Origin of the sequence: Citricoccus sp. SGAir0253, from assembly GCF_005877055.1 — a bacterium.
Lineage (GTDB): Bacteria > Actinomycetota > Actinomycetes > Actinomycetales > Micrococcaceae > Citricoccus.
Genome location: NZ_CP039424.1, coordinates 3,203,122 through 3,228,738 on the forward strand (window position 1 = coordinate 3,203,122; position 25,617 = coordinate 3,228,738).

Consider the following 25,617-nt stretch of genomic DNA (forward strand, 5'->3'; position numbering starts at 1 on the left):
GGCCGTCCCGGCCCGGGGCGCACGGAGCGCCCCGGGCCGGGACACGCGTGACCTCGCGGGCCGGGCCGCCCCTCGCCTCCGGGCCGGGGCCGTGGCCTGATGACACCGTCCCCGGCCCGGACCACACTGGAGCCGTGAGGGACCAGCAGGCCGAGCACGAGGCGGCCGCCCGCCGGGCGGCCCGCTTCATCACCGAGCGTGCCGCCGAGCCGATCACGGTGGCGGACATGGCGGACGTCGCCGGCTACAGCCCGTTCCACTTCACCCGCATGTTCGCCGCCCGGGTGCACGTCACCCCCAACCGGTTCCTCGCCGGCGTGCGGTTCCACCGCGCCAAGCGGCTGCTGCTGGCCGGGGACGACGCCGTGGTGGACGTGTGCCAGGAGGTCGGCTTCACCTCCCCCGGCACGTTCACCCGCCGGTTCCGCGAGGACGTGGGGGTCTCCCCCTCGGGGCTGCGCCGCCTGGCCGACCGGCTCTCCGTCACCACGCCGGCCCCCTTCGCCCTGTACCCGCAGGGGATCACGGAGGCGGACCTGGCGGCGGGCCGGCCGCGCCCGGCCGTCGGGATGCTCGGCACCGTGGAGGGCACGGTGCGGCTGCCCCCCGCCCTGCGGCCCGGTCCCGGGCCGGAGCCGCTCGTCTGGATCGGCTGCTATCCCACGCCCTTCCCGGTGGGCCTGCCGGTGACGGGGCTGCTCCGCGAGGGCGAGGGCGGCTTCCGCCTGCCGGTGCTGGACCGCGCCCCCTGGCTGCTGGCCACCGCCGTCCCGGCCACCGCGGAACCGGCGGAGCACCTGGCCGGCCCGCGCCCCGCCGTCGGGCGCCACCCGGTGCCCCTCACGGGGCCCGCCACCGTGCGGCTGGAGCTCGGGGACCCCGAGCCGTGGGGCTTCCCCCTGCTCACCGCCCTGCCCTCCCTCATGCCGGACCGCACCCACCCCACCAGGAGGACCCCATGACCGACCATCTGCCCACCGCGAACACGGACGAGCTCGGCATCCGCCACGGCTCGCCCGTGTGGATCGACCTCACCGTCCCGGACCTGGCCGCGGTCATCCCCTTCTACGAGGCGCTCTTCGGCTGGGACTTCGAGGACTACGGCGAGCCGTTCGGGCACTACCACATGATCACCAACGGGGGCGCGCACGTGGGCGGGGCCATGGCCCAGGGCCCGGACTCCACCGGCCAGGCCGCGTGGTCCGTGTACCTCAAGAGCGAGGACATCGACCGCTCCCTCGCGGAGACCGCGGCCGCCGGGGGCACCGTGCTCGTGCCGGCCATGCCGGTGGGCGACCTCGGCCGGATGGGGGTCGTCACCACCCCGGGCGGCGAGGCGCTGGGCGTGTGGCAGAACGGCACCTTCGGCGGGTTCACCCTGACCCGGACGGTCGGCTCGCCCGTGTGGTTCGAGGTGATGAGCCTGGCCTTCGACGCCGACGCCGAGTACTACCGCCGCGTGTGGGGCTGGGAGCCCACGCTGCTGCCGATGGAGGACGCCCCGGAGGGGACCGAGCCCACCCGCTATGCCAACGACCGTCCCGGCGAGGGTGCCACGGCCGGGCTGTGCGAGGCGGACCCGGCGTGGTTCCCCGAGGGCACGCCGTCCTACTGGCGCGCCTACTTCATCGTGCAGGACGCGGACGAGGCCGCGCGGACGGTCGGCCGGCTCGGCGGATCCGTGCTGGACGGGCCGATGGACACGCCCTTCGGGCGGATCGCCACGGTGGCCGACCCCGCCGGGGCCACGTTCCAGCTCGTCCAGATGCAGGCCGAGGACTACGGCCGGGAGACCGGGCGGTAGGGGGCGGCCGGTCCGGGGCGCTCAGCCGCGGGCGCCCTCGGCGAGGGCCCGCAGCCGCTCGGTGTACGCCGCCCACCAGGCGGCGTCGACGCCCTGGTCCTCCCCGGGCAGGTTCGGCGCGGCCGGGGCCAGCCCCGCCCGGCCGTCGAGCAGCTCGCGGACGATGTCCACGTGCCCCAGGTGCCGCTGGTACTCGGCGACCACGTGCACGAGCAGCCGGCCCAGGGTCACCTCGGGGCGGGACCACCACGGCACGGTCGCGACGGCGGCCAGGTCCAGTTCCGCGATCACCGCGTCGGACGCGGCGGCGCAGCGGTCGGCGAGGTCCAGGACGTCCTGCACGGACTCCTCCGCGGTGGCGAACATGTCCGCGTTGGGCTCCGCGCCGTCCTCGAACCACGGCATGGGGATGCCGGAGGGGCGGCCGAGGCAGTCCGTGAAGTAGCCCGCCTCCACGGAGGCCACGTGCTTGAGCACGCCGAGCAGGTTGGTCCCCGTGGGCGTCATCGGCATCCGCAGCTGCCGCTCCGTGAGGCCCTCGAGCTTCCAGCGCAGGTCCCGGCGGGCCGCGCGGAGGTAGTGCTCGAGGACGGGCTTCAGGCCGCCGTCGGCCGCGGCGCCGCTCGGGGCGGGGGCGGGCGGCGGGGCAGCGGGTGGGGTGTCTCCGGTCATGCCGGCCATCGTGGCATCGCGCCGGCGCGCGCCGACAGCCCTCGTCAGCGGGGCGTCCGGGGCGATCCGGAGGGGCCGGAGGCCGGCAGGGCGCCGGCAGGGGGCCGGCCGGAGGCCAGGACGAGGTCAGGGGAAGGTCAGAACGGGCGGCGACGCAGGATCTCGGGGAACACGGCGGTCAGCAGCGGGGCGATGCCGTGGCCCCCGGGGGCGCGGGCAGCCCGCGGGTCCATCCAGGCCAGCTGCTCGATCTCCGTGGTGGGCTCCGGGACCTCGTTGCGCGCCAGCGGGCGCATCAGGGCGAAGACCTCGGAGTGCAGCTCGTGGCCGTCCTCGTTGGCGGCGGCCGTCCGGAACGCCCCGAGGTACTCGAGGTCCCCGGGCGGGACCACCAGCCCCGTCTCCTCGGCGAGCTCGCGCACGGCGGTGTCCCGCGGGTGCTCGCCGTCGTGGTGCTTGCCCCCGGGGAACATGAACATCGAGGTGCCGGCCTTGCGGACCGTCAGGACGTGTCCGTCCGGCCGGTACAGCACCACGGCCGAGACCCGGATGGGCTGGCCGGTGCGGTCACCTCCCGGCGCTGGAGTCGTCATGCCTCCATCCTCCCCCGGTTCCCCGCGGACCGGGGCCACATGACGGAGGCGGGCGTGTTGGCCCGTCCGGGCCGCTCCCGACGACGGCGCGGCCCCGGGGCGGGCCCGGTCAGGCCCCTGTCGGCTCGCCGCCGGATCCGCCCACCGGGCGCAGCAGCACGCCGGCGGCGTCCGCGCCGGCCACCACGGCCTCGGCGCCGGGCGCCACGGTCCCGGCCGCCGGGGTCCCGGGGCCGTCGTCGGGCTCCCCGGAGCCGACCGGCGCCCCGGCCCGGATGGTCACGGCGTCCGCGCTCCGGTGGAGTACCTCGACGACCGCGCCGGGCGTGAGCCGATGCCGGCGGAAGCGCTCGAGCCGGCCGGGGTCGGCGTCGGAGAGGCGGAGCACCTCGTACGTGCCCGGCGCCGCGGCCCCCAGCCGGAGGACGCCCTCCGGGCGGTGGACCCGGCCGTCGGCCGAGGGGATCGGGTCGCCGTGGGGATCACGGTCGGGGTGGCCCAGCACCGCGTCGATGCGCTGGACGAGGGCGTCCGAGGCGGCGTGCTCGAGGCGCTCGGCCTCGTCGTGCACCTCCTCCCAGGAGTAGCCGAGCGTGGCGACGAGGAATGCCTCCAGCAACCGGTGCCGGCGCACCATGGCCACGGCGTAGTCCCGCCCCCGGGGCGTGAGCGCGACCGGCCGGTAGGGGCGGTAGTCCACCAGCCCCTGGGCGGCCAGGCGCTTGACCGTGTCCGTCACGTTGGGGGCGCTGGTGCCGAACCGGGCGGCCAGCTCCGAGGTGGTGATCGGTGGGTCCCCCCATTCGGTGGCCGACCAGATCACCTTGAGGTAGTCCTGGGCGACCGGGGTGAGGTCGGACGGGTCCATGCCTCGATCCTCTCATCCGGCGGACCGGCGCCCGTCAGGCCCCGCCGACCACGGTGAGCGCGATGAGGGCGACGTTCAGGGCGACGATGAGGCAGACGACCGTCCAGGCCGTCACCTGCAGGGCGGCGCGGTTGGCGAAGCGGCCCATGAGGGCGCGGTCCCGGCTGAGCCGGACCAGCGGGACGAGCGCGAACGGGATGCCGATGCTCAGCACCACCTGGGACAGCACCAGCGCCCACGTGGGCTCCACGCCGATCGCGATGATCACCAGGGCGGGGACCAGGGTGATGGCCCGGCGGGCGACCTGGGGGATCTGGCGGTGCAGCAGCCCGCCCATGATGGCCGAGCCGGCGTAGCAGCCCACCGAGGTGGAGGCGAGGCCGGAGGCCAGCAGGCCGATCCCGAAGGCGAGGCCCACCAGGGGCCCCAGGGCGTCGGTGATGGCGGCGTGCGCCCCCTCGATGCTGTCGGTGCCCGGGACCCCGGCCAGGTTCCCGGCGGCCAGCAGCAGCATGGCGATGTTCACGGACCCGGCGACCAGCAGCGAGAGCACCACGTCCCAGCGGGTGGCGGCCAGCAGCCGGGGCAGCGCCGCGCGGGGCGGTGGGCTGCCGTGCCGGTCCCGGGCCAGGGAGGAATGGGCGTAGATGGCGTGCGGCATCACGGTGGCCCCGAGCATGCTCGCGGCCAGCAGGACCGTCTCGGCGCCCTCGAACCGCGGCACCATGCCCTCCGCAGCGCCGGACCAGGAGACGTCCCCGAAGAACAGCCCCGAGACGAAGCCCAGGGTGATGATCACCAGCAGCCCGGTGATCACGAACTCGAAGGGCCGCTGCCCGTGCCGGGACTGCAGGGCCAGCATCAGCATCGAGACCACCCCGATGACCAGGCCCCCGGCCAGCAGCGGGATGCCGAAGAGCAGGTGCAGGGCGATCGCCCCGCCGAGCACCTCGGCGAGGTCGGTGGCGGCCGCCACCAGTTCCGCCTGTGCCCAGTAGGCCAGCCGACGCCGCCGGGGCAGGCGGTGGCCCAGCAGCTCCGGCAGGGACGCCCCGGTGACGAGCCCGAGCTTGGCGGAGAGGTACTGGACCAGGACGGCCATGAGGTTGGCCGCCACCAGCACCCACACCAGCAGGTAGCCGTACTGGGCGCCGGCCGTGAGGTTGGCCGCCACGTTGCCCGGGTCCACGTAGGCCACGGCCGCCACGAAGGCGGGTCCCAGCAGCCACGGCAGGGGTTGCCGGCGGACCCACTGGGTCCCGTCGGAGGCCGGCGCCTCCGGGATCGCACTCACCACGTCACGCTCCTCGCCGCCCCGCTCACCATGGAGAGTTAAGCTACACGAACATTTGGCGGTGCGGGCGACAGCGCTTGAAGGTTTGGACAAGAATCTCCGCCGTCCCGGCGTGACCGGCGGCGGACGGCGCCGGGACGGGCCAGACTGGAGAGCGTGAGACAGGTCGCCGACGCCGCCGTGCCGCCCGTGGGGCGCGTCCTGGTCGTGGACGACGAGCAGCCGCTGGCCCGCATGGTCGCCACCTACCTCGAGCGCGCCGGGCACCGCGTCACGGTCGCCCACACGGGCCCCGGGGCCCTCGAGGCCGCCCGCGCCGCCGAGCCGGACGTCGTGGTCCTGGACCTGGGACTGCCGGGGATGGACGGGATCGAGGTGTGCCGGCGCCTGCGGGACTTCTCGTCCTGCTACGTGGTGATTCTGACCGCCCGCGGACAGGAGCAGGACAAGCTCGAGGGCCTGGCGGTGGGCGCGGACGACTACCTCACCAAGCCGTTCAGCGTGCGCGAGCTCGTGGCCCGGGTGGGAGCGATGCTGCGCCGGCCCCGCACGCCCCTCGGCCAGGCCGGACCGGCCGGCCCGGCCGCCCACGCCGGTCCCGCCCGGAGGCTCGGGGACCTCGCCGTGGACCTGGCCGCCCACGAGGTGCGGGTGGCCGGGACGCGGATCGCGGCGACCCGCACGGAGTTCGACCTGCTGGCGGCCCTGGCCGCCCGCCCCGGCGAGGCGATGTCCCGGCGCGAGCTGATCGACACGGTCTGGGACCCGGCCTGGGTGGGGGACGAGCGGATCGTGGACGTGCACGTGGGCAACCTGCGCCGCAAGCTCGACGCCGACCCCAACCGGTACATCGAGACCGTCCGCGGGGTGGGCTACCGGGGGGTGGACCGGTGAGCGGCCGGCGCGGGCCCCGGGGACTCGCCGCCCGGTTCCTCCTCGCGCAGCTGCTCGTGGTGGGCGCGAGCGTGCTGGCCGCCGTGCTGGTGGCCTCGGTGCTCGGCCCGCCCCTGTTCCACGAGCACCTGATGCGCGCGGACGTGGCCCCGCTGTCCAGCCAGTTGCTGCACGTGGACCGCGCCTACCGGGACGCCGGACTGTGGACGCTGGGCGCCGGCCTGGTCGTCGCGCTCGCGCTGGCCGCGACGGTGTCCTGGTTCCTCGCCCGGCGCATCCGGGGCTCGCTGCGCGCCCTGGCGGACGCGGCCTCGGCCGTGGCCGCCGGCCGCTACGGCGCCCGGGTGCCGTCCACGGGCGCGGGCGCGGAGGTCGACGCGCTCGCGGAGGCCTTCAACACCATGGCGGCCCGGCTGGACAGCACCGAACGCACCCGGCGGCGGCTGATCGCGGACCTGGCCCACGAGATGCGCACGCCGGTCTCGGTGCTGGCCGTCTACCGGGACGCCCTGGACGACGGCGTCGCGGCGTGGGACGAGACCACGGCCACCGTGGTGTCCGACCAGCTGGCCCGCCTCACCCGGCTCGTGGAGGACATGCACGACGTCTCCCGGGCCGAGGAGGCCGGCCTCGTGGCCGATCCGCACGCCCAGCCGCTCGGGCCGATCGTCCGCTCCGCGGCCGAGGCCCACCGCGAGGCGTACGCCGCCCGGGGCGTGGACCTGGAGGCGGACGTCCGCCGGGACGCGGCCGTCGTCGGGGACCGGGACCGCCTGGGGCAGGTCCTGGACAACCTGCTCACCAACGCCCTGCGCCACACCCCGGCAGGGGGCCGGGTCCGGCTCACCGTGGACGACGCCGGCCCCTGCACCGTGGCCGTCAGCGTCGCCGACACGGGGGACGGCATCCCCGCCGAGCAGCTGCCGCACGTCTTCGAGCGGTTCTACCGCGGCGACACCGCCCGCGACCGCGACCACGGCGGCTCCGGCGTGGGCCTGGCCATCTCCCGGGCGCTGGCCGAGGCCCACGGCGGCACGCTGACCGCCCGGTCCGACGGCCCGGGGCGCGGTGCCGTCTTCACCCTGGCCCTGCCCACGGCCCCGGGCTCCCCCGGCGGCCGGGGCCCAACCCAGACCCCCTTCCCACCACCACAGGAGGACATCCCATGAAGAAGCACACCACTCCCCTGGCGGGCCTCGCCCTCGCCGCCGCCCTGGCCCTGGCCGGCTGCGGCGGGACCGACGCCGGATCCGACTCGGGCTCGGAGACCTCCTCGCCGGCGGCCTCCGCCACCTCGTCCGCCCCCGCCTCGGAGGGGTCGTCCGGCTCCGGCCCGGCGTCCGCCTCCGGCAGTGCCTCGGGCGCGGAGGAGATCTCCGCCGAGCACAACGACGCGGACGTGATGTTCGCCCAGATGATGATCCCGCACCATGAGCAGGCCGTGGAGATGAGCGAGATGCTGCTCGCCAAGGAGGGCGTCCCCGCCGAGGTGGGCGACTTCGCGCAGCGGGTCATCGACGCCCAGGGGCCCGAGATCGACCACATGGACGCGATGCTGGGGGCCTGGGGCGCCGAGCGGGCCTCCGACGAGGAGATGGGCGGCATGGACCACGGCTCCGGGGACGCCGGGATGAGCGGCATGATGTCCGAGGAGGACATGGCCGCCCTCGAGCAGGCCGAGGGCACCGAGGCCGCCCGCCTCTACCTGGAGCAGATGACGGCCCACCACGAGGGTGCCGTGGAGATGGCCCGGGAGCAGCTCGACGCGGGCCAGAACCCGCAGGCGCAGCAGTTGGCCCAGCAGGTCGTCGACGCCCAGGAGGCGGAGATCGAGGAGATGCGCGCGATGCTCCGGGAGCTGCCGGCCTCCTGAGCCGTGGGGGCCGGCACGTGCGGCCGGCCCCCGCAGGGCCTCAGGGCCCCGGTGCTCGAGGGGCCACCACCAGGGGCGCCTTGCCCAGCCCGGTGCGCTGGAGCCGGTCCACGACGTCCACCCGCACCGGCACGCCCGTGACCCCGACGTCGGCCAGGGCCGCCTGCACCGCGGTCCCCAGCCCGCCGGTGGTCCGGCCCGGGGCCAGGCCCGCCATCCGCACCACGAGGCCCTCGGGACGCTGCGCCACCTGCCACCCGTCCCGCGAGGCGTCGTCGAGCACCGCGTGGAAGACGTTCGGGTGGACCCGGACGCTCCCCGCGGCCCCCGGAAGCTCCAGGACGTCCTCGCGCCGGCCCTCCACCGAGGCGAGCCGGGCGAAGGACCGCCCGCAGGGGCAGCCCCGGGGCCCCAGGGCGATCCGGTCGCCCATCTCGTAGCGGATCAGCGGCACCGTCCGGGAGAACAGCACGGTGACCCACAACCGGGCCCCCACGGTCCCCGGCGGCACGGGGGCGCCGGCCTCGTCGACCGGCTCGACAATGACGAGGTCCTCGTAGACGTGGCGGATCCGGTACGGGCACGGGGAGGCGATCCCGGCCGTCTCGGTGGCCGCGTACACGTCGAAGGGCTCCGCGCCCCACGCCTGCCGGAACCGCCCGGCGGCCTCGGCGGTGAGCACCTCGGAGGCGGAGACCACGGAGGCCGGGGCGATGGACAGCCGGCCGGCGTCCTGCTCCCCCGCGAGCGGCACGAGCGCGGAGGGGTAGCCCACCAGCAGGCGGGGCCGGAAGGCGTTGAGCCGGGCGACGGTCTCGTCCAGCGGGTCGGTGGCGTCCAGGCGCAGGGTGGGCACCAGGCGGGACTGCAGGCTGGCCCCCACGACGGCCGACTGGTGCGTGGGCACCCGCGAGCTGACCACCGCCACCCGCAGGGGACGGGTGAGCCCGGCCGGGATCCCCGCCCAGTCGTTGGCCCGCGCGTAGGAGGCCAGCACGGTCGCCCACTCGGCCCGGTCCCACACGAACACCCCGGGCCGTCCGGTGGTGCCGGCCGTGGCCGCGGCCCACCAGCGGCCGTGCCAGGGCACGCCCGGGTCCGCCCCGGACCGGACCAGCTCCGCCAGGTGCGCCTCCAGGTCGTGGCGTCGCAGCCCCGGTACGGTGACCACCTGGTCGAAGTGCTCCATCAACTGCGCCTTGGTCACGGGCGGCAGTTCGGCCAGCGGGGCCCCGAGCAGCCCGGCGTGGTGCGCGCGGTAGAACGCCGAGCGCGCATAGGCCACCCGGCGCAACCGGGCCAGGGCGGCGGCCTGCTCGGCGGCGATCCGGTCAGGATCCCACCGGTCCCGGCGCCGCCACGCCCGGCGGCGCCAGAGCAGGTCCGCCAGCAGGCGGGTGTCCATGGCCGGTCTCCGATCAGCAGTGGGCATGTCCCGGGCCGCGGGCTCCGGGTCGGAAGCGTGGGGAGCGGCGTCGCCGACGGCCGCCCCGCGCTCTCATCTCACCTCCACGGTCGCCATCATCCCCAGGTCCTCGTGGTCCAGGATGTGGCAGTGCAGGACGGTGCGGCCGGCGATGCCCTCGAAGGCCACGCGGACGGTGACCCGGCCGAGGGCCGGGACGGTGACGACGTCGGCCCACCGGGGCTCGTCCCCCGCCCCGTCATCCCCGCCCCCGCCGGACACCACCTGCATCGGCCACACGTGCAGGTGGACCGGGTGGTCCATGGGCGAGGAGTTCACCAGGGTCCACTCCTCGACGTCCCCGAAGGCGGGATCGACGTCGGTGCGCCCGGCGTCGAACTCCCGCCCGTTGACGGTGAAGGACATCATGGACCCGTCCCCGCGCATCATGGCCCCGCCCATGCCGCCCATCGCGAAGTCCAGGGTCCGCCGGCGGGCCACCTCCACCCCGCGCAGGTCCTGCGGCTCGGGACCGGCGGGCACGTCGGCCAGGGCCGGGGCGCGGCCGCCGGTGACCTCGAGGGTGAGCAGGTCGACGGGGCCGGTGCCCCCGGGGCGGCGCCCGCCCATCATGCCGGGCATGGCCCCGCGGTCCACGGGGGACGCCACGAGGGTGGAGGTCCCCTCGGCGGCCTCGACCAGCAGGTCCACGCGGTTGCCCGGGGCCAGCTCCACCGTCCCGGCCTCGACCGGCTGGTGCAGCCGTCCGAGGTCGCGCGCCAGCAGTCGCACCGACTGGCCGTCCAGGCCGAGACGCAGGAAGCGCGAGGGGCACGCGTTGATGATCCGCCAGCGCTCCCGCTCCCCGGGCGCGGCCGCGAGCCGCGGCCGGCGGCGCCCGTTGACGAGCACCAGGGATCCCTCCCGGCCCATCATCCGCTCCATCACGGACGGTTCGGCGAGCTCGCCGGCGGCGGTGAGTGCGAGGTCCGAGACGACGAGGACCCGCTCGCGGCTCACCGGCGGCGGAGCGGCCTCGCGGACGACGATCGCGCCGTAGAGCCCAGCCGCGAGCTGCTCGGCCACGGTGCCGTGGTGGTGGGGGTGGTACCAGTAGGTGCCGGGCGGGTGGTCGGGGGGCAGCACGAACTCGTAGTCGTGCGTGCCGCCCGGCTCGATCGTCACGAACGGGTTGTCCCCGGCGCCCGCGGGGGACACGTGCAGGCCGTGGACGTGGAGGTTCGTGGGGGCTCCCAGGCCGTTGGTCATCCGGACCCGGAGCGTGTCCCCGGGGGAGAGCTCCAGGGTGGGCCCCGGCACCGTGCCGTTGAAGGCCCAGACGTGGGCGGTCCGGCCGTCGATCCCGACGGCGGCGGGAGCGGCCTCGAGGTCCAGGTCGAGCACGCCGCCGGCGCTCGTGAGGACCTCCGGCTCGCCCCAGTCCCCCCCGCCCGTGCCGCCGCTGCCACCGCCGGGTCCACCCCGCGGACCGGTCCCCCACAGGAGCCCGGCGGCGCCGGCGGCGGTCATCGCCCCGCCGGCCAGCCCCCAGCCGAGCACCTGCCGCCGGGAGGGCGGGCTCACGGCCCGTTCCCCTCCAGCAGGCGCCGGCGCTCCTGGAACTCCTCGGCGCTGATCTCGCCGCGGGCGTAGCGCTCCTCGAGGATCTCGCGGGCCCTCGAGGGCGCCGCGCCGGCCGGCGGGGTGCGCGGCCCGTCCTGGCGGCCCGGGCCACCGCGGGAGACGACCAGGACGAGGAGGGTCACGAGGACGACCACGCCCACGATCATCAGGATCCAGAACAGCCAGGCCCAGCCCATGCCCCAGCCCATGCCGTCGCCCCACATCATGACGTCCTCCTCGGTCCGTCGTCCGCGCGCCCTACGGCGCGCCCTGGAGGTCCCCGTCGCTGTTGCGCAGGGACTGCAGCACCGCGCGGAGCCGGGTGCCGGCGTCGTCCGCCACCTCCTGGACGGCCCCGCCCCCGCTCAGGGTGACCATGGCCTGCGGGTCGATGGCCTCCACGGTGGTCGCGCCCGCGGTCGCGGAGCGGCGCACGACCACGTTGCACGGCAGCAGGGCGCCCATCTCGGGCTCCGCGGCGAGCGCCTTGCTGGCCAGCCCGGGGTTGCAGGCGCCGAGGATGACGTAGTCCCCGACGGCGTCGGCCGCCTCCGCGCCCAATTTCTCCTTGAACGTCGCCCGGACGTCGATCTCGGTCAGGACGCCGAAGCCCTGCTCCGCGAGGGCCTCGCGCGTGCGCTCGACGGCGTCCTCGTACGGCAGGTCGACGGTGACGGCGTGGGTGTAGGTCATCGGGGTCTCCCTCTCCTCGGGGGTTCGTCTCGGCGTCGTCTCAACGATCGATCGGCGGCGGGAGGGCCGTCAATCGGCGGGGTGCGCGCACGTCCGCGGGCTCAGCCCAGGGAGGCGAGCAGGTCCGCGCAGGCCTGCTCGCACCGGCGACACGCCTCCGCGCACACCCGGCAGTGCTCGTGCATCTCCGCGTGGGAGGCGCACTCGTCCCCGCAGGTCCGGCACGCGACGCGGCAGGCCTCCAGCACGGCGCGGGTCACCTCGAGGTTGTCACCGGTCTGCCGGGACAGCACCGCCCCGGTCGTGGCGCACACGTCCGCGCAGTCGAGGTTGCGGCGGATGCAGCCGCGCAGGTCGGCCACCATGTCCTCGGCCAGGCACGCGTCCGCGCAGGCGGTACAGGACTGGGCGCACTGGAAGCACGCCTGGATGCACTCCGCCAGCTTCTGGCGGTCGATGTCCCCCAGGTCCTTCGGGTAGGTCTCCAGCATGGAGGTGACGTGATGGGTCATGACATGCTCCTTCCTCGGTTCCGTGCCGGGACGGACCGGCCGGAGCCGGCCGCCACGCACCTGACGGTAGGCACCGGCCGGCGCGGGCCTCAAGGGCTCGTCCGTGAAGGTTCCGTGAAGATGACCGGGGACGGGCGACGGCGCCCCACCGGGCCCGCGGGCCCCCGTCCCGCGACGGCCCATGGTCGGCCTAGGGTGGGAGCGTGAACGAGCTGTGGCCCCTCATCCACGCCGAGCGCGCCGCCCTGGCCGAGGACCTGGTCGGTCTCACGGAGGAGCAGTGGCGGCACCCCACCCTGTCCACCGCCTGGACGGTGGAGGAGGTCGTCGCGCACCTCACGGCGGGGGCCAGCACCGGGCCGTGGGCGTGGATCCGGAGCATCCTCGGCGCGCACCTGGACCCCGCCCTCCACAACGAGCGGCGCCTGGCCGAGCACCTGGGGCCCACGCCGGCACGGACGCTCGAGCGGTTCCGCGCCGTCGTGGACTCCACGACCGCCCCGCTGGGCAGCGTGGCCGCGTGGCTGGCCGAGGTGGTGATCTACGGCGAGGACATCCGCGTCCCGCTCGGCCTGCGGCGCCGGTACCCCGAGGAGGTGCTCGCCACGGTGCTGGACCACCTCGAGTCCTCGAACTTCACGGTCCCCTCCAAGGCCCGCGCGCGGGGACTGACCCTGGTGGCCACGGACCTGTCGCACTGGGCGGGCGCCGGCCCGGAGGTGCGGGGCACCGCGCTGGACCTCGTCCTCGCGCTGGCCGGCCGGCCCGTGCCGCCGGAGCGGTTCTCCGGCCCGGGCGCCGACGACCTCGACACCCGCGGCCACGGACCGTCCCAGCGGCGCTGAGGGGCCGGGCGCGGGCGGCGCCGGGCCGGCGCCGCCCGGCCCGGCGGGTCAGGCGTCGGAGACGGTGAACCGGGTGTTGCGGTGCGCCGGGGACTGCAGCTCGTCGAGGACGGCCACGGCCATGGTGCCGGTGGAGGTGTGGGACTGGCCGTCGGCGGCGGTCAGCAGCTCGTCGGTGCCGAGCCGCGGGGTGGTGGCCTCGCCCGGGGCGAAGGTCATCTGCGGGGAGATGCCGACCCACTCGGCGGTGTCCACCGTGCGCAGGTACTCCAGCTGCCGCAGCTGCTGGGCGGGGATGTTGATCCACGCCTCGGCCCCCGGGATTGCCCGGATGTCCTCGATGGCCAGGGCGCCCGTGGCCGGGTTGGTGAGCGAGCCCGCCCCGAGGATGAAGACCAGCCGCGGCGCGTCCGCGGCCGAGGACGGGGCGGCCTCCACGAGCCGGCGGGAGAGCTCCAGGTGCCGCTCCGCCTCCTGCGGGGCGAAGCCCACGGCGTCCACCACGGCGTCGAACCCGGCGAGGTCCGCGGCGGTCAGCTCGAAGGCGTCCTTGACCACGACGGCGGCGCCGGCTCCCAGCACCTCGTCCGCCCGGGCGGCGTCCCGGACGATCGCGACGGCGTCCTCGCCGCGGCGGACCGCCTCGCGGTAGACGTCCCGGCCGGCCTTGCCGGTGGCCCCGATGATCCCGATCCTCATGTGCTGCTCCTTCGCGGGGGAATGGTTTCCACTTCAACCAACACGGCGGCGGGAGCGGGCATTCCCCCGTCCCCGGCCAAGGGCCCCGTGGCGGGCCCTGTCTGGGCGGCCTCCCGCTCCCCGACGGCCTCAGCCGAGGGCCAGCCGCGCCGCGATGCCCACCATGACCACGCCGATCACCGCGTCCACCACCCGCCACGTGCGCGGGGTGTCCAGGACGGGGGCGAGGGCGCGCACGCCGAGGCCCAGGGTGAGGAACCAGGCGGCGGAGCCGGTGACGGCCCCGGCGGCGAACGCCCACCTCCCGGGGCCGTACGCGTTGGCGAGGGTGCCGATCATGACCATGGTGTCCAGGATCGCGTGGGGGTTGAGCACGGACACGGACAGCCCCGTGAGCACCACGGTGCGCGCCCGGGACCGCGCCCGCGGCGACCGCCCGGGGCGCACGAGCGTCGCGGTGGGGGCACCGCTACCGACCGCCACCCCCGGCGCGGGCGGCGCCGACGGCATCGCGGGCACCGCGCCCGCCCCGGCGAGCGGGCCGGCGTCGGGCCCCTGGCTCCCCGGCCGGGAGTGGGCGGACCGGGAGAAGGCGGACCGGAACGAGCCGACGGCGAACCAGAGCAGGTAGGCCACGCCGCCCCACGTCAGCGCGGGAACCAGCCACGGGACCCGCTCGGCGAGCACACCCACCCCGGCCGTGCCGGCGAAGACCATCACGAGGTCCGCGGCGAGGCAGACGGCCAGGGTGAGCGCGAGCCGGTCACGGCGCAGGGCCTGGCGCATGATGAACAGGCCCTGGGCCCCGATGGCCACGATGAGGGCGAGGCACGTCACCAGCCCGGTCAGGAAGATCGTCACGCCCACACGCTAGGGAGGCGGAGCCCGTCCGCTCCACCTGCATATCCTTCAGGGTCCTAAGCTTTCCTTCATGAACACGGAGCACCTGCGCGCCCTCGCGGCGGCCGTGGACGAGGGCACCTTCGACGCCGCCGCAGCCACGCTGCGCATCTCCGGCTCGGCGTTCTCCCAGCGCATCCGCTCGCTCGAGCGGGACGTGGGGCAGGTGCTGCTGACGCGCACGGTCCCGGTGGGCACGACGTCGGCGGGAGACCGGATGCTGCGGCTCGCCCGGCAGGTGGCGGTCCTGGAGGACGAGGCCCGCCGTTCCCTCGGGCAGGGCACCGGGGGGCGGGCCGTGCTCTCGGTGGCGGTCAACGCGGACTCCCTGGCGACGTGGTTCGTGGAGGTGCTCCGCCAGGCGGCCACGTGGGACGACGCGGTGCTGCAGCTGCACCTGGAGGACCAGGAGCACACGCACGAGCTGCTGCGCCAGGGCACGGTGATCGCGGCGGTCACGGAGGACCCCAGTCCCGTCTCGGGCTGCGTGTCCATGGAGCTCGGCGCCATGACCTACGTGCCCGTGGCCGCCGCGTCCCTGCTGGACCGGTACCGCGACGCGGACGGGACCGTGGACTTCGGGGCCGTGCCCGTCCAGGACTTCGGCAGCCGGGACGGCCTGCAGCGCGCCCGGCTGGACGCCTGGCGCGCGGCCCGCCCGGGCCGGGACGCCGACCCGCCCCGGCACCAGGTGCCCACGGTCGGCGGGTTCAACGCGGCGGTCGCCGCCGGGCTCGGCTGGGGCATGTTGCCGGTCGGCCAGCTGCCCCCGGGCGTGCTGGAGGGCACCCACCCGGACCTCGTGGTCATCCCGGACCTCGACCGCGCCCGGGTCCCGCTCCACTGGCAGCGCTGGTCCGCCGGCACGCCCACCCTGGACCGGCTCACCACCGCCGTGCAGCAGGCCGCGCGCGCCATGGCCTGAACCGGCGCACGGTGGGCAGCGGCAGCCTCGCGCCCCCCGGCCCGGGCCACCGCCCGGCATCCGCCCTGCACCCGCCCCCGCGCAACATGGCCGCCCGACGGCGGTCCGTGGTGTGGACTGGACCTCCCGGCCCGCACCCCCGCGGACCCCGCCCGAAGGACCACCGCATGACCCCGACCACCCCCTCCACCCCGCCGTCCGTGCTGCTGCTGGGCTTCGGCGCGATCGGCCGGCAGGTCGCGCTCCGGCTCGCCCCGGAACGGGAGGCCGGGGCCCTGCGGCTGCGGGCCGCCGAGCGGAAGGTCGCCGCCCACCGGGACCGCGTGCTGCCCGGCGTCGGGATGGTCACCACCGGGGACGAGGCCGGCTGGCCGCGCTGGGAGGAGGCCCTGGCGGAGGCGGACCTCGTGGTGGAGTGCGCCGGCGTCGCGGCCGCCCGCGAGTACGGGCCGGCCGTCGTGGCCGGCGGCACGGACCTCGTGCTAACGAGCGTGGGCGCCCTGGCGGATCCGGAGACCGCCCGGCGCCTGCTGGCCGGCCCCGGGCGCCTGTGGGTCACCGCCGGGGCGATCGGCGGATTCGACGTGCTCGGTGCGGCCGCGGACGCCGACGGGCTCGACGACGTGCGCATCCGCACCACCAAGGTGCCCACCTCGCTGGTGCAGCCGTGGATGTCCGAGGCCGAGGCCGCCACGCTGCGCGCCCTGCGCCCCGGCGACGAGCCGGTGACCGTGTTCGCCGGCGACCCGGCCGCCGCGATCGAGCGGTTCCCCGCCAACGTCAACGTGGCCATCGGCCTGGCGTGGGCCACGCGGGGCCGGCCGGCCGCCGTCGGGACCACCCCCGCCGAGTCCGCCCCCGAGAGCACGGGCGGGCAGGCTCCGGCGCCCCAGGACGCCCCCGGGGCCGCCGAGGCCGCCCTGTTGCAGGCCTCCCTGGAGCGGGTGCGCGTGGAGCTCGTCGCCGATCCGTCCGTGGTCCGCAGCCGCCACGAGGTGCTCGCCACGGGCCCGGCCGGACGCTTCGAGCTGTCCTTCGAGTCGGCCCCGAGCCCCGAGAACCCGAAGACCTCGGGCCTCACGGCGCTCTCGGTCACCCGGACGGTCCGCGAGGCCCTCGCCGCCCGCCACGGCTGACGCCCCGCGCCACGCCATCCCCTCAGGTCACGTACACGACCGGCGTCGCGTCTCGCGGCGTGTCGCACCCTCCGTCGTGCACGTGACTGCGAGTGGGGCGCACCCACGGCCGCCGCCCCGAGAGTCACGGACACGACCGGCGTCGCCTCCTGCGGCGTGTCGCCCCCTCCGTCGTGTCCGTGACGAGGGATGGAGCCGCAGCGGCGCCGGGGCTCCCGGTCAGGAGACGGCGGTCTGCGCCGTGCCGGCGGACAGCGCGGCGACGGCCTCGTCCGCCCAGGGCAGCGCCAGGTCGGCGGCGAGGTCGCGACCGCCGGCGTCGTGCCGGCCGTACGCCCCGACCCGCTCGGCGCCGCACTCCCGCAGAGCCTGCTCCAGCACCTCGGAACCGCGCGAGTAGGTCGCGTGGTACGAGCGGTCGCCGAGGCCGAACACCGCGAACCGCAGCCCCGTGAGGTCCGGCCGGGCGGCGAGCAGCCCGGCGTGGAAGGCCCGGGCGGACGTGGGCAGTTCGCCGTCGCCGTACGTCGAGCTGATGAGCAGGTGGGGGCGGGACGGGTCCAGTGCCCCCGGGACCGCGGGGTCGACGCCGGCCAGGTCCACCACCTCGACCGCGTACCGGTCCGCGAGGTGGCCGGCCACCTCCTCGGCCACCAGCTCGGCGTTGCCGGACTCGGTGGCGAACAGGACGGTCAGCGGAGGCCGGTCCGCTCCGGCGGCGTCGCCGGAGGCGAGGCCGGACGCGGCGTCGCCGGAGGCGAGGCCGGACGCGGCGTCGCCGGACGCCGGGGCATCCGTGGTGGTCCCCGCCGCGGTGGCCGTGCCGCCGGGTTCCGTGCCCCGGGCACCGGCGGGGGCGTGGTGCGGGGCGGCGGTGGCCGAGGCGGCGAGCAGGCGCAGGTGCCGCCGGTCGAGCAGCTTGGCCCGGGCCCGGCCGACGGGGGCCGCGGCCCGTTCCACCGCGTCGATGCGCCGCCAGCCGTCGTAGTCGGTGGCGCGGCCCAGGTAGGGCCGAAGCTCCACGAGCCCGGCCCGCCGCCGCCCCGCCGCCGGGACGCCCGGGGTCCCGGCGAGAGCCGTGTCCGCGCCACCGCCGCCGCCACGGCCATCTCCGCCGTCCACGCCCCCGCCCTCGCCCGCGCCCTCGCCGAGATCCTCCGCAATGGCCTCGGCGAGCTGCCGGGCATCGGTCCGCTGGGACGGGATGGTGCCACGCGGCCCCCGCCGGGCCCAGCCCGCGACGTACAGCCCCGGTCCGACCCGCCCGGACTCCCGGGCCTCCTCCTTGAGGGCCGGCAGGGCGGCCACGAGGTCGTCCTCGCCCGCCCGGAAGCCGATCGCCGTGACGACGCTGTCCACCGCGAGCCGCACGCCCGGTTCCGCGCCGTCGGCCGGGCGGTCGCAGGAGGCGATCTCCAGGCCGGTCACGCGGGACCGCTCGCCCTCGCCGGACGGGGCGCCGCCGCCGTCCGCCCCGGCGCCACGGCCCGCGGCGTGCCGTGAGACCGGCGTCGCGTCGTCACCGAGGACCCGCGTGGGCGCGTGGCCGAACCACCAGTGGACGCGGAGCCGCGCGGGGGCCGGATGCCCCTCCTCGCCCGGGGCCTCCGCGCCACCGTTCACCTCGCCCGGGTCCCCGCCCGGATGCCCGGCGCCCGCGCCGGTCCTGCCCCGGAGCAGCTCGGCGACCACGGCCGAGCGGGGATCGCCGGCCGCCCCGAGCTGCCCGGCCTCCACGCCGTGCACCACGTGCTCCACCCCGGGCAGGTCCAGGACCTCCCGCAGCATCACGGGGTCGAACTTCGCCCGCGCCGGCAGGGACCGGCCGACCACGTGCACGGTGGTGAGCCGCCCGGCCAGGGCGGCGTGGGCGGCGTCGTGCACGTCCGAGCCGTCGAGGTCCCGGGTCGTCTTGGCCAGCAGGCGGACCACGTCCATGGCCACGTTGCCCATCCCCACCACGGCCGTGGTCCCGCCGAGCTCCGGGACGGCGGTGGCCGCGCCCCGGGCTCCTCCGCACGTCTCCGGCTCCGCGTTGAGCCAGCGGGTGAGCTCGCCCGAGCCGACCACCCCGGGCCGGTCCGCCCCGGGGACGGCCAGCGCCGCGTCCCGGCGCAGTCCCGTGGCGAGCACGACGGCGTCGAACGCCCCGCGCAGCTGCTCCAGGGTCAGCTCCGCGCCCTCGGCGTCCTGCGAGCGCACGGCCGGGGCGGACTGGGCGGGCCGGCCGTGCAGCACCACGTCCTCGGCCGCGGCGCCGGTGTGCACGCGGGTGGAGCCGACGAAGTGGACCCCCTCCTGCTCGAAGAGGCGGGCGAACTGGTCGGCCACCGCCTTGGTGCCCTGGTGGTCGGGGGCCACACCGTAGCGCACCAGCCCGTAGGGCTCGGGGCGGGCGTCGAACACGGTGACCTGCGCGCCGGGCAGCCGCCGGCGGACCGCCTGCGCGGTGTAGCAGCCGGCCGGCCCGGACCCGACGACGGCCACCTGCGGCCCGCGCGCGGCCCCGGGCTCCGGGGCACCGTGCCCGGAGCGCCCGGCGACCGGCACGGCCGGGGCCCCGGCCGCCGTCGCGCCCCCCGAGGACCCGACGCCCCAGGTGACGGGGAACTCGTCCATGCCGCGGAAGACCCAGCCCCCGGCGCGCGGGGGGCGCTCCGGGTGCAGGTCCAGGCCCGGCAGGGCGGCGAACAACCGCGGCAGGGCGACGTCGGCCACCTCGGCCCGGGCGACCCAGGCGCCGAGGCACACGTGCACGCCCTTGCCGAAGGCCAGGTGCGCGCCCTCGCCGGAGCGGGTGACGTCGAACCGGGCGGGGTCGCGCCACTGCGCCTCGTCCCGGTTGGCCGAGAGCAGGCAGATGCCGAGGCGGGCCCCGGCCGGCAGGTGGACCCCCTGGAGGGCGACGTCCCGGGTGACCTGGCGGGAGTACATGCCGATCGGCGCCACCCAGCGGATGGACTCGTCGAACACGGCGTCCCACAGGGCGGGGTCGGCCTCCACCAGCCGGCGCTGGGCCGGGTCGCGCAGCAGGGCCCAGGCGGCCACCCCGATCGCGTCGCGGGGTTCGTTGAGGCCCCCGCCGATGGTCATCTTGAGGTTCGCCCGGATGGACTCCACCGGCATCTGGTAGTCCGGCAGGGCCACGAGCGCGGAGAGCAGGGAGTCGTCCGGGTGGGCGCGGTGCCAGTCGAGCATCTCGTCCAGGGCGGCGTCCACCTCGTCGAAGGAGGCCTCGCCCCGGGCCCACACCTCGGGGTCGTCCGCGTAGTTGCCGGTGGCGTCGATCATCGTCTGCGACCAGCGCTGCAGGTCCTGCTGGGTGACGTTGTGCAGGCCCGTGATCGCGCGCAGGTTCTCCGCGGCGTAGGGGGCGGCGAAGTCCCACACGAGGTCGGCGCCGGGGCCCTTCTCCCGCAGCTCGGCCAGGTACCGGTCCGCGTTGCGCTCGAAGACCGGCCGCCAGGCGCGCTTGACCACGGAGGGCCGCAGCACCGGCTGCCACGCGCGGCGCTCCACGAGGTGGTCCGGGTCGTCCTTGCGCAGCATCGAGTGGCCCATGGCGCGGATCATCAACGATCCCCGCTCGTTGGCCGAGAACGTCTCCTGGTCCATCTCGGTGTCGTGCACCGCGGCGTAGGAGGTCACGAGGTAGCGGCCGACCGCGGGCACCCAGTGCACGCCGCCCTCGGCGCGCAACCGCTCGAAGACGGGGAACGGGTCCGCGTAGAGCTCCGGGATGGTGACCCAGTCGGCCACGGGGGCCGGACGGCCGGCGACGGCGGCCGGTCCGGTTCCCGCGCCCGGTCCCCGCGCGGGGGCGGCGGGCGCCGGGCGGGCGGGGGCGGAGGGCAGCGGGCGTGCGGCGACGGCGTCGGTCATCTCAGGCGTCCTGGTCGGGGATCGGTCGTGGCGTGGGTCGTGGCGTGGGTCGGAGCGTGGGTTGCGGGCGCGTGTCGGCCGGGGCGGCGAGGTGCACCGCGAGGGGTGCCAGCGGCGTCCCCTCCCGGTAGTGGCCGAGGAACAGGTCGGCGCCGGCCTCGGTGAGCCGCGGGGCGGGATACGTGAGGACCGGCCCGCTCCGGACGGCCTCCCCGAGCTCGGCCAGGACCAGGCGGGTCCCCGGCTCGAAGGGATCGTCGATCGTCAGCACCGGGCCCGCGGCGGGGGTGGGGCGGGCGTCGGGGACGTGGCGGGCCTCGAGCGCGGGCGCGGCGAGGGTGAGGGCGAGCAGGCCGTGGTGACCGGTGAAGTGCACGGAGCCACGGCAGCGCAGCACGGGCTCCCCTGCGGCGGTCGCGGCCATGCCGTCCGGCTCCCGGCCGTCGGACGCGCCGTCGGCCTTCCCACCCTCGGCCACGGCGCCCGCGGCCGCGGCCGACGGGAAGGAGATCCGGCCGTCGGGGAGGACTGCGGCTCCGTCCTCGGCGTCGATGCGGCCGTCCGGCAGGCGGGACACGTAGGCGGCAAATCCCTCGTGGAAGGCCCACGCGAGGCCGCGGGGCGCCCCGGCCACGGCGCCGGTCCCGGTGGCGGAGGGTGCGGCAGTGGCGGTCATCGGTGCTCCTCAGTGCTCCTCGGTCGGGCCGGGCGGGGCCGGTCGTGTCCGGGGCGGCGCCCGGACGGTGGCCGCCGGGGCCGGACGCCTCCGGCCCCCACCCCACTGTGATCCGCACCTCAACTACAGTGCAACTGACCATTTCTGCTCACCAACCGCAGGAGCGTTGCGTTATGGACCACCCCTCGCCCGGCCCCGGCCCCCGGTTCACCCTGCGGCAGCTCGAGCTGTTCGTGGCCGCGGCCGAGCAGGGCTCCTTTACCCGGGCGGCCCAGCAGCTCTTCGTGACGCCCAACGCCGTCGCCCAGGCCGTGGGCGAGCTCGAGGGGATCCTCGGCGTGACGCTGGCCGTCCGCCGCCGGGCCCGGGGGCTGACCCTCACCCCCGCAGGGACGAGGCTGCTCGAGGGGGCCCGCGCGCTGCTGCGGCAGGCGACCGACCTGGGGCTCAGCGTCGGGGAGGGCGCCGGGGAGCCGTCCGGACCGGTCGCCGTCGGGTTCTACTCGACGCTGGCGCCCACGCTGGCCCCCGAGCTCTGGGAGCGGCTGGCCGAGCGTCACCCGGACGTGGAGCTGTCCGTGGTCGAGGGCACCACCGACGAGCTCGTGGACCAGCTGCACGCCGGCCGGCTGGACCTGCTGATCGCCTACGAGGTGGCCCTGCCGCCGGGGCTGGCGGTCCGCCCGCTCTTCACGGCACGCCCCTGGGTGGTCCTGCCCCGCCCACACCGCCTGGCCGGGGAACGGGCGGTGGACCTGCGGGACCTCGCGGACGACCCGCTCGTGCTGTTCGACCTGCCGCCCAGCGGCCGGAACACCCTGGAGCTGCTGCGCCGGCGCGGCGTCCGGCCGCGGATCGCGCACCGCACCACGGACTTCGAGCTCGTCCACTCGCTCGTCGGCCGCGGGATGGGCTACGGCATCCAGCTGCAGCGGTCCGTGGTGGAGGTCAGCCGGGAGGGGCGTCCACTGGCGATCCTGCCCATCACGCCGGAGCCGGAAGCCGAGCCCGTGGTCGTCGCGTGGGCCGGGCAGGTGCCGCTGACCTCGCGCGCGGGGGCCGTCGTCGCGCTCGCGCGGGAGTGCCTGCCGGCGCGGTGACGGGACGGCCGGCCCCGGGCCCGGAGGAGCCCGGCCGCGCCGCCGGGACGCCGGGCTCAGTCCTCCGGGATCGCGTACTCCGAGCTGGAGGCCGTCCGCTCGAGCAGCGCGGCGTCCACGAGGTACCGGCGGAGCATCGCCACGTCCGGGTGGAACACGCGCAGCCGCTGGTTCAGCTCCGCCTCCGTCAGCACCTCGCCGGGCTCGAGCGCGTGGTCGCGCACCCAGCGCAGCAGCTCGTCCCGTGCCGTCGGCGCCGCGGGCATCGCGGTGATGCGCGGCCCGTCCAGGAACCGCCCGACGCCGGCCCGGCCCCCGGGGGAGGTTCCGCCCGGTCCCCTACCCACCCCCTCGGGCGACTGCGCATGCTCGGGCGGGGCGAGGGGCGCGCGCAGGGCGGCGCCGTCCACGGCGAGGGAGCCGTCGTCGCCCTCGACCAGGACGCCCAGCTCCACCCAGGCCTCGACGGCACGGCGTTCGCGGGCGTTCAGCTCCCCGCGCGCGGCCTGGTCCAGCCGGCCCAGCGCCGCGTAGGCGAAGACGGTCCGGGATGCCTCGTTGCCCAGCGCGGCCAGCACCGGCCTCCACCCGGCCACCCTCAGCACCCCGCCGGAACGGGGGTGCCTGCCTGCGGGCGGACGCCGGGGACCGGGGAGGCACCACCGGGGGCGGCCCAGGACCTCGGGACGGTCATGGTCGGCTCCTCAGCTCGCGACGGCGGTCAGCACGGCGGCCCGGCAGGACCGTGCGCCGCGGCGGGCCACCGCGGAGCCGGCCACCCCAGTCTCCCCGCGGGGACGGCCGGGCAGCGAGAGCCGGTCGACGCCCGGGGCGCCGGGCCCGGAGGGCGGGCTCCGACACTGGCCCGGGCTCCGGGCCCACGGCCCCGACCGGGGGTGCGACCATGGAGCATGCGCCTGACCGTCTACACCGGCTCGTCCTCCGGACTGGATCCGCTCTGGACCGAGACCGCGCACGCGCTGGGGCACGCCCTCGGCGCGGGCGGCCACCACCTCGTGTACGGCGGCGGGCAGGTGGGGCTCATGGGCACCTTGGCAGACGCGGCGCTCGAGGCCGGCGCCCCGGTCACCGGCGTCATCCCCGCCGCGCTCGTGGAGGCCGAGCACGCGCACCCGGGACTGACGACGCTCGAGGTGGTGGCCGACGTCGGCGAGCGCAAGCGCCGCCTGGCCGACCTCGGCGAGGCGATGGTCGCCCTGCCCGGGGGTGCCGGCACGCTCGAGGAGTTCTTCGAGTCCTGGACGTGGCAGCAGCTGGGGGTGCACGCCAAGCCGGTGGCGCTCTACTCCCCCGGCGGCTTCTGGGACCCGCTCACCGGGATGCTGGACCACCTCGTGGAGTCCGGGTTCCTCCGCCGCTCCTTCCGCGAGGGACTGATCGTGGCCGATACCCCGGACGGGCTGTTCCGCGCGTTGCGGGAGTGGATGCCGCCGGAGCGGTGAGCCTCCCGGCGCCGGCTCAGGACCCGGCGAGCATGTCCAGCACGAGCGGCTTGACCTGCGCGCCGTAGAGCTCGATCGAGTCCACCATGTACTCGTGCGGCAGCGAGCCGTTGCCGTACTTCATGCCGAAGCGGCTGGCCCCCAGGGCGCGCACGCTGCGGGCCACCTTGCGGGCCACGGTCTCCGGGGAGCCCAGGTGCAGCGCGCCATGCTCGATCTCCTGGCGGAACTGGATGGGGCTCGGCGCCGGCCAGCCGCGCTCGGCGGCCATCTTGCGCATGTTGAACTCCCAGTGCGGGTAGTACCGCTCGGCGGCCTCCTCGTCCGTGGGACCCACGAAGCCGTGGGAGTGCACGGCCACCCGGCGCGGCTCGAGCCCGGCCTCGTCCACGGAGCGGCGGAAGAGCTCGGCGAAGGGGGCGAAGCGCTCCGGGGCTCCGCCGATGACGGCCAGCTCCAGCCCGAACCCGTGCCGCGCGGCCCGGACCACGGAGGCCGGGGTGCCGCCCACGGCGACCCAGGCCGGCAGGCCGTGCTCGTGGGCCGTCGTCGGGAAGACGGACTGGCGCTGCAGGGCCGCGCGGGTGCTGCCCTGCCAGGTCACCGGCCCCTCGCCGCGCAGCCGCGCGAACAGGTCCAGCTTCTCCTCGAAGAGCCGCTCGTAGTCCTGCAGGTCGTAGCCGAACAGGGGGAAGGACTCGATGAAGGAGCCGCGGCCCAGGGAGATCTCGGCACGGCCGGCGGAGACCGCGTCCAGGGTGGCGAAGCGCTGGTACACCCGGACCGGGTCGTCCGAGGACAGCACGGTCACGGCGGAGGTCAGCTTGATGTCCCGCGTCTGCCCGGCGATCGCGGCGAGCACCATCTCCGGGGCGGAGACCGTGTAGTCGGGGCGGTGGTGCTCGCCGATGCCGATGACGTCCACGCCGGCCCGGTCCGCCACGACGCCCTCGGCGACCACGTTGCGCAGCACCTCGGGGTGCTCCAGCGGGCGCCCCTGCAGGTCGTGGGTGACGTCCCCGAAGGTGTGCACGGCGAACTCGACGGTGCCCTCCGGCAGGGAGTCGGCGCGCTCGGTGCCGGGGTTGGGCCGGGGCGCGGCGAGCGCGGCGGGCGCAGCGGGGCGCGCGCCGGCGTCGGGTCCGACGGCGGCCCGCGGGTCCGGGGTGGGGAGCGGCTGGGCGTGGGGGCGGGGGTTCTCGGTCACGGCGGCGTCAACGTCCCGGCTGGGCGAATCATTCCTTCAAGCTTTAACTTAGTATCCGCCGGGCTCAGCGCACGCGGAACACCTCGATCCGCACCCCGCCCGGCCGGCGCTCGCCCGTGCCGAGGAACAGGCTCCGGTTCATCCACGCGTACGGGCCGGACTCGTCGGCCGAGAGCTCGGGGACACACCGGAAGTAGATGCGGGCCGGGTCCACCGCCTGGCCGGACATCAGCGCGCGCAGGTCCTCCGGGCTGCCGGTGCGCAGCGCGCGGTTCTCCACCAGTACCCGGTGCCCGCCCTCGAGCTCGAGGACGTAGTTGGCCTGCAGGTGGGCGACGTCGGCGGTGGGGTAGCGCTGGAAGTCCGCGCCGGCGTCGAGCACCACCCCGACAATGCCGGGGCCGGTCACCCGGCCCCCGCGGATGGGGGCGACGCGGCGCGCGCCCTGGGCGGTGGTGCCGATGTCCACGGTCTCGCTGACCTCGACCTCGATGGTGGCGACGAAGTCCAGCGCGGGCGGGGCGGGGGTGGGGTCCTCGGCGGTCATGGGACG

At 76.6% G+C, this 25,617-nt stretch carries 26 protein-coding genes; 10 read left to right on the top strand and 16 right to left on the bottom strand.

All coding sequences use genetic code 11. The features are described from left to right. The first annotated feature begins 134 nt into the window (after positions 1–134). Both E7744_RS13970 and E7744_RS13975 read left to right on the top strand, forming a co-directional pair. Positions 135–962, top strand: coding sequence for a helix-turn-helix transcriptional regulator (locus E7744_RS13970; protein ID WP_137774648.1), 828 nt, complete (start codon positions 135–137; stop codon positions 960–962). Further along, complete coding sequence (locus tag E7744_RS13975; RefSeq protein WP_137774649.1) at positions 959–1,804, top strand: VOC family protein; 846 nt, start codon at positions 959–961, stop codon at positions 1,802–1,804. The genes E7744_RS13970 and E7744_RS13975 overlap by 4 nt, the downstream gene beginning before the upstream one ends. 21 nt (positions 1,805–1,825) lie before the next feature. Here E7744_RS13975 and E7744_RS13980 read toward each other — a convergent pair whose 3' ends face one another. The 4 genes from E7744_RS13980 to E7744_RS13995 all read right to left on the bottom strand — a co-directional run bounded on the left by E7744_RS13980 (position 1,826) and on the right by E7744_RS13995 (position 5,222). Continuing rightward, positions 1,826–2,476 carry a DinB family protein gene (locus E7744_RS13980; protein ID WP_137774650.1) on the bottom strand — a complete coding sequence of 217 codons (651 nt, stop codon included), beginning with the start codon at positions 2,474–2,476 and terminating at the stop codon, positions 1,826–1,828. A 137-nt stretch (positions 2,477–2,613) separates the two neighbouring features. After that, positions 2,614–3,069, bottom strand: a complete 456-nt coding sequence (locus tag E7744_RS13985; RefSeq protein WP_137774651.1) for an NUDIX domain-containing protein — start codon at positions 3,067–3,069, stop codon at positions 2,614–2,616. A gap of 109 nt (positions 3,070–3,178) precedes the next feature. Beyond that, positions 3,179–3,937 (bottom strand): metal-dependent transcriptional regulator, encoded by a 759-nt coding sequence (locus tag E7744_RS13990; RefSeq protein ID WP_137774652.1) that lies wholly within the window; start codon positions 3,935–3,937, stop codon positions 3,179–3,181. Positions 3,938–3,971: 34 nt separating this feature from the next. Continuing rightward, a complete protein-coding gene (locus E7744_RS13995; protein ID WP_137775070.1) occupies positions 3,972–5,222 on the bottom strand; it encodes an Nramp family divalent metal transporter in 1,251 nt (416 codons plus the stop codon). 165 nt (positions 5,223–5,387) lie between these two features. On the opposite strand from E7744_RS13995, the gene E7744_RS14000 reads away from it, so the two are divergent. The 3 genes from E7744_RS14000 to E7744_RS14010 are packed head-to-tail and all read left to right on the top strand — an operon-like array spanning position 5,388 to position 7,998. Continuing rightward, positions 5,388–6,125 carry a response regulator transcription factor gene (locus E7744_RS14000; protein WP_246858466.1) on the top strand — a complete coding sequence of 246 codons (738 nt, stop codon included), beginning with the start codon at positions 5,388–5,390 and terminating at the stop codon, positions 6,123–6,125. Beyond that, positions 6,122–7,294 (top strand): cell wall metabolism sensor histidine kinase WalK, encoded by a 1,173-nt coding sequence (locus tag E7744_RS14005; protein WP_137774653.1) that lies wholly within the window; start codon positions 6,122–6,124, stop codon positions 7,292–7,294. The genes E7744_RS14000 and E7744_RS14005 overlap by 4 nt, the downstream gene beginning before the upstream one ends. Further along, entirely contained in the window at positions 7,291–7,998 is a 708-nt protein-coding gene (locus tag E7744_RS14010; RefSeq protein WP_137774654.1) for a DUF305 domain-containing protein, read from the top strand. Before E7744_RS14005 ends, E7744_RS14010 begins: the two co-directional genes overlap by 4 nt. 40 nt (positions 7,999–8,038) lie before the next feature. On the opposite strand, the gene E7744_RS14015 is transcribed toward E7744_RS14010, so the two are convergent. From E7744_RS14015 to E7744_RS14035, 5 genes are all read right to left on the bottom strand, one after another. Then, the gene (locus E7744_RS14015) at positions 8,039–9,403 is read right to left on the bottom strand and encodes a phenylacetate--CoA ligase family protein (protein WP_137774655.1); all 1,365 of its coding nucleotides are present in this window, start codon (positions 9,401–9,403) and stop codon (positions 8,039–8,041) included. 93 nt (positions 9,404–9,496) lie between these two features. Further along, positions 9,497–10,987 (bottom strand): multicopper oxidase family protein, encoded by a 1,491-nt coding sequence (locus E7744_RS14020; RefSeq protein ID WP_137774656.1) that lies wholly within the window; start codon positions 10,985–10,987, stop codon positions 9,497–9,499. Continuing rightward, entirely contained in the window at positions 10,984–11,253 is a 270-nt protein-coding gene (locus E7744_RS14025) for an SHOCT domain-containing protein (protein ID WP_137774657.1), read from the bottom strand. Before E7744_RS14025 ends, E7744_RS14020 begins: the two co-directional genes overlap by 4 nt. Positions 11,254–11,284: 31 nt before the next feature. Beyond that, positions 11,285–11,719 (bottom strand): DUF302 domain-containing protein, encoded by a 435-nt coding sequence (locus E7744_RS14030; protein WP_137774658.1) that lies wholly within the window; start codon positions 11,717–11,719, stop codon positions 11,285–11,287. 101 nt (positions 11,720–11,820) lie between these two features. Continuing rightward, positions 11,821–12,231, bottom strand: coding sequence for a four-helix bundle copper-binding protein (locus E7744_RS14035; RefSeq protein WP_137774659.1), 411 nt, complete (start codon positions 12,229–12,231; stop codon positions 11,821–11,823). A 203-nt stretch (positions 12,232–12,434) separates the two neighbouring features. On the opposite strand from E7744_RS14035, the gene E7744_RS14040 reads away from it, so the two are divergent. Then, positions 12,435–13,076: a maleylpyruvate isomerase family mycothiol-dependent enzyme gene (locus E7744_RS14040; RefSeq protein WP_137774660.1), complete on the top strand. Its 642-nt coding sequence runs from the start codon at positions 12,435–12,437 to the stop codon at positions 13,074–13,076. A gap of 48 nt (positions 13,077–13,124) precedes the next feature. On the opposite strand, the gene E7744_RS14045 is transcribed toward E7744_RS14040, so the two are convergent. After that, complete coding sequence (locus E7744_RS14045; protein WP_137774661.1) at positions 13,125–13,775, bottom strand: NAD(P)-dependent oxidoreductase; 651 nt, start codon at positions 13,773–13,775, stop codon at positions 13,125–13,127. A gap of 129 nt (positions 13,776–13,904) precedes the next feature. After that, on the bottom strand, positions 13,905–14,636 hold the full coding sequence (locus tag E7744_RS14050) for a LysE/ArgO family amino acid transporter (RefSeq protein ID WP_137774662.1): 732 nt from the start codon (positions 14,634–14,636) through the stop codon (positions 13,905–13,907). Positions 14,637–14,706: 70 nt separating this feature from the next. On the opposite strand from E7744_RS14050, the gene E7744_RS14055 reads away from it, so the two are divergent. Both E7744_RS14055 and E7744_RS14060 read left to right on the top strand, forming a co-directional pair. Further along, on the top strand, positions 14,707–15,600 hold the full coding sequence (locus E7744_RS14055; protein WP_137774663.1) for an ArgP/LysG family DNA-binding transcriptional regulator: 894 nt from the start codon (positions 14,707–14,709) through the stop codon (positions 15,598–15,600). A gap of 167 nt (positions 15,601–15,767) precedes the next feature. Next, positions 15,768–16,736 (top strand): aspartate dehydrogenase domain-containing protein, encoded by a 969-nt coding sequence (locus E7744_RS14060; protein WP_137774664.1) that lies wholly within the window; start codon positions 15,768–15,770, stop codon positions 16,734–16,736. A gap of 219 nt (positions 16,737–16,955) precedes the next feature. Here the strand turns inward: E7744_RS14060 and E7744_RS14065 are convergent, their stop codons facing one another. Next, on the bottom strand, positions 16,956–20,618 hold the full coding sequence (locus E7744_RS14065; protein ID WP_137774665.1) for a cytochrome P450: 3,663 nt from the start codon (positions 20,616–20,618) through the stop codon (positions 16,956–16,958). 1 nt (position 20,619) lies between these two features. Continuing rightward, complete coding sequence (locus E7744_RS14070; RefSeq protein ID WP_137774666.1) at positions 20,620–21,294, bottom strand: HtaA domain-containing protein; 675 nt, start codon at positions 21,292–21,294, stop codon at positions 20,620–20,622. 173 nt (positions 21,295–21,467) lie between these two features. Here E7744_RS14070 and E7744_RS14075 point away from each other — a divergent pair, with 173 nt between their 5' ends. After that, positions 21,468–22,394, top strand: coding sequence for a LysR family transcriptional regulator (locus tag E7744_RS14075; protein ID WP_137774667.1), 927 nt, complete (start codon positions 21,468–21,470; stop codon positions 22,392–22,394). 56 nt (positions 22,395–22,450) lie between these two features. On the opposite strand, the gene E7744_RS14080 is transcribed toward E7744_RS14075, so the two are convergent. Further along, positions 22,451–22,972, bottom strand: coding sequence for a DUF2087 domain-containing protein (locus E7744_RS14080; protein ID WP_137774668.1), 522 nt, complete (start codon positions 22,970–22,972; stop codon positions 22,451–22,453). Positions 22,973–23,305: 333 nt separating this feature from the next. Between E7744_RS14080 and E7744_RS14085 the strand changes: the two genes are divergently transcribed. Next, positions 23,306–23,857, top strand: coding sequence for a TIGR00730 family Rossman fold protein (locus E7744_RS14085; protein ID WP_137774669.1), 552 nt, complete (start codon positions 23,306–23,308; stop codon positions 23,855–23,857). Positions 23,858–23,873: 16 nt separating this feature from the next. Here E7744_RS14085 and E7744_RS14090 read toward each other — a convergent pair whose 3' ends face one another. Beyond that, on the bottom strand, positions 23,874–24,917 hold the full coding sequence (locus E7744_RS14090; RefSeq protein WP_168199866.1) for an Atu2307/SP_0267 family LLM class monooxygenase: 1,044 nt from the start codon (positions 24,915–24,917) through the stop codon (positions 23,874–23,876). Positions 24,918–25,128: 211 nt separating this feature from the next. Further along, entirely contained in the window at positions 25,129–25,611 is a 483-nt protein-coding gene (locus E7744_RS14095) for a DUF3237 family protein (protein WP_137774671.1), read from the bottom strand. Positions 25,612–25,617: the final 6 nt, after the last annotated feature.

Bases quoted from the DNA above. Each gene is read 5' to 3' on its own strand.
- E7744_RS13975 (WP_137774649.1), top strand. From the start codon at position 959: ATGACCGACCATCTGCCCACCGCGAACACGGACGAGCTCGGCATCCGC.
- E7744_RS13980 (WP_137774650.1), bottom strand. From the start codon at position 2,476: ATGACCGGAGACACCCCACCCGCTGCCCCGCCGCCCGCCCCCGCCCCG.
- E7744_RS13985 (WP_137774651.1), bottom strand. From the start codon at position 3,069: ATGACGACTCCAGCGCCGGGAGGTGACCGCACCGGCCAGCCCATCCGG.
- E7744_RS13990 (WP_137774652.1), bottom strand. From the start codon at position 3,937: ATGGACCCGTCCGACCTCACCCCGGTCGCCCAGGACTACCTCAAGGTG.
- E7744_RS14010 (WP_137774654.1), top strand. From the start codon at position 7,291: ATGAAGAAGCACACCACTCCCCTGGCGGGCCTCGCCCTCGCCGCCGCC.
- E7744_RS14015 (WP_137774655.1), bottom strand. From the start codon at position 9,403: ATGGACACCCGCCTGCTGGCGGACCTGCTCTGGCGCCGCCGGGCGTGG.
- E7744_RS14025 (WP_137774657.1), bottom strand. From the start codon at position 11,253: ATGATGTGGGGCGACGGCATGGGCTGGGGCATGGGCTGGGCCTGGCTG.
- E7744_RS14030 (WP_137774658.1), bottom strand. From the start codon at position 11,719: ATGACCTACACCCACGCCGTCACCGTCGACCTGCCGTACGAGGACGCC.
- E7744_RS14035 (WP_137774659.1), bottom strand. From the start codon at position 12,231: ATGACCCATCACGTCACCTCCATGCTGGAGACCTACCCGAAGGACCTG.
- E7744_RS14045 (WP_137774661.1), bottom strand. From the start codon at position 13,775: ATGAGGATCGGGATCATCGGGGCCACCGGCAAGGCCGGCCGGGACGTC.
- E7744_RS14055 (WP_137774663.1), top strand. From the start codon at position 14,707: ATGAACACGGAGCACCTGCGCGCCCTCGCGGCGGCCGTGGACGAGGGC.
- E7744_RS14060 (WP_137774664.1), top strand. From the start codon at position 15,768: ATGACCCCGACCACCCCCTCCACCCCGCCGTCCGTGCTGCTGCTGGGC.
- E7744_RS14065 (WP_137774665.1), bottom strand. From the start codon at position 20,618: ATGACCGACGCCGTCGCCGCACGCCCGCTGCCCTCCGCCCCCGCCCGC.
- E7744_RS14070 (WP_137774666.1), bottom strand. From the start codon at position 21,294: ATGACCGCCACTGCCGCACCCTCCGCCACCGGGACCGGCGCCGTGGCC.
- E7744_RS14075 (WP_137774667.1), top strand. From the start codon at position 21,468: ATGGACCACCCCTCGCCCGGCCCCGGCCCCCGGTTCACCCTGCGGCAG.
- E7744_RS14085 (WP_137774669.1), top strand. From the start codon at position 23,306: ATGCGCCTGACCGTCTACACCGGCTCGTCCTCCGGACTGGATCCGCTC.
- E7744_RS14095 (WP_137774671.1), bottom strand. From the start codon at position 25,611: ATGACCGCCGAGGACCCCACCCCCGCCCCGCCCGCGCTGGACTTCGTC.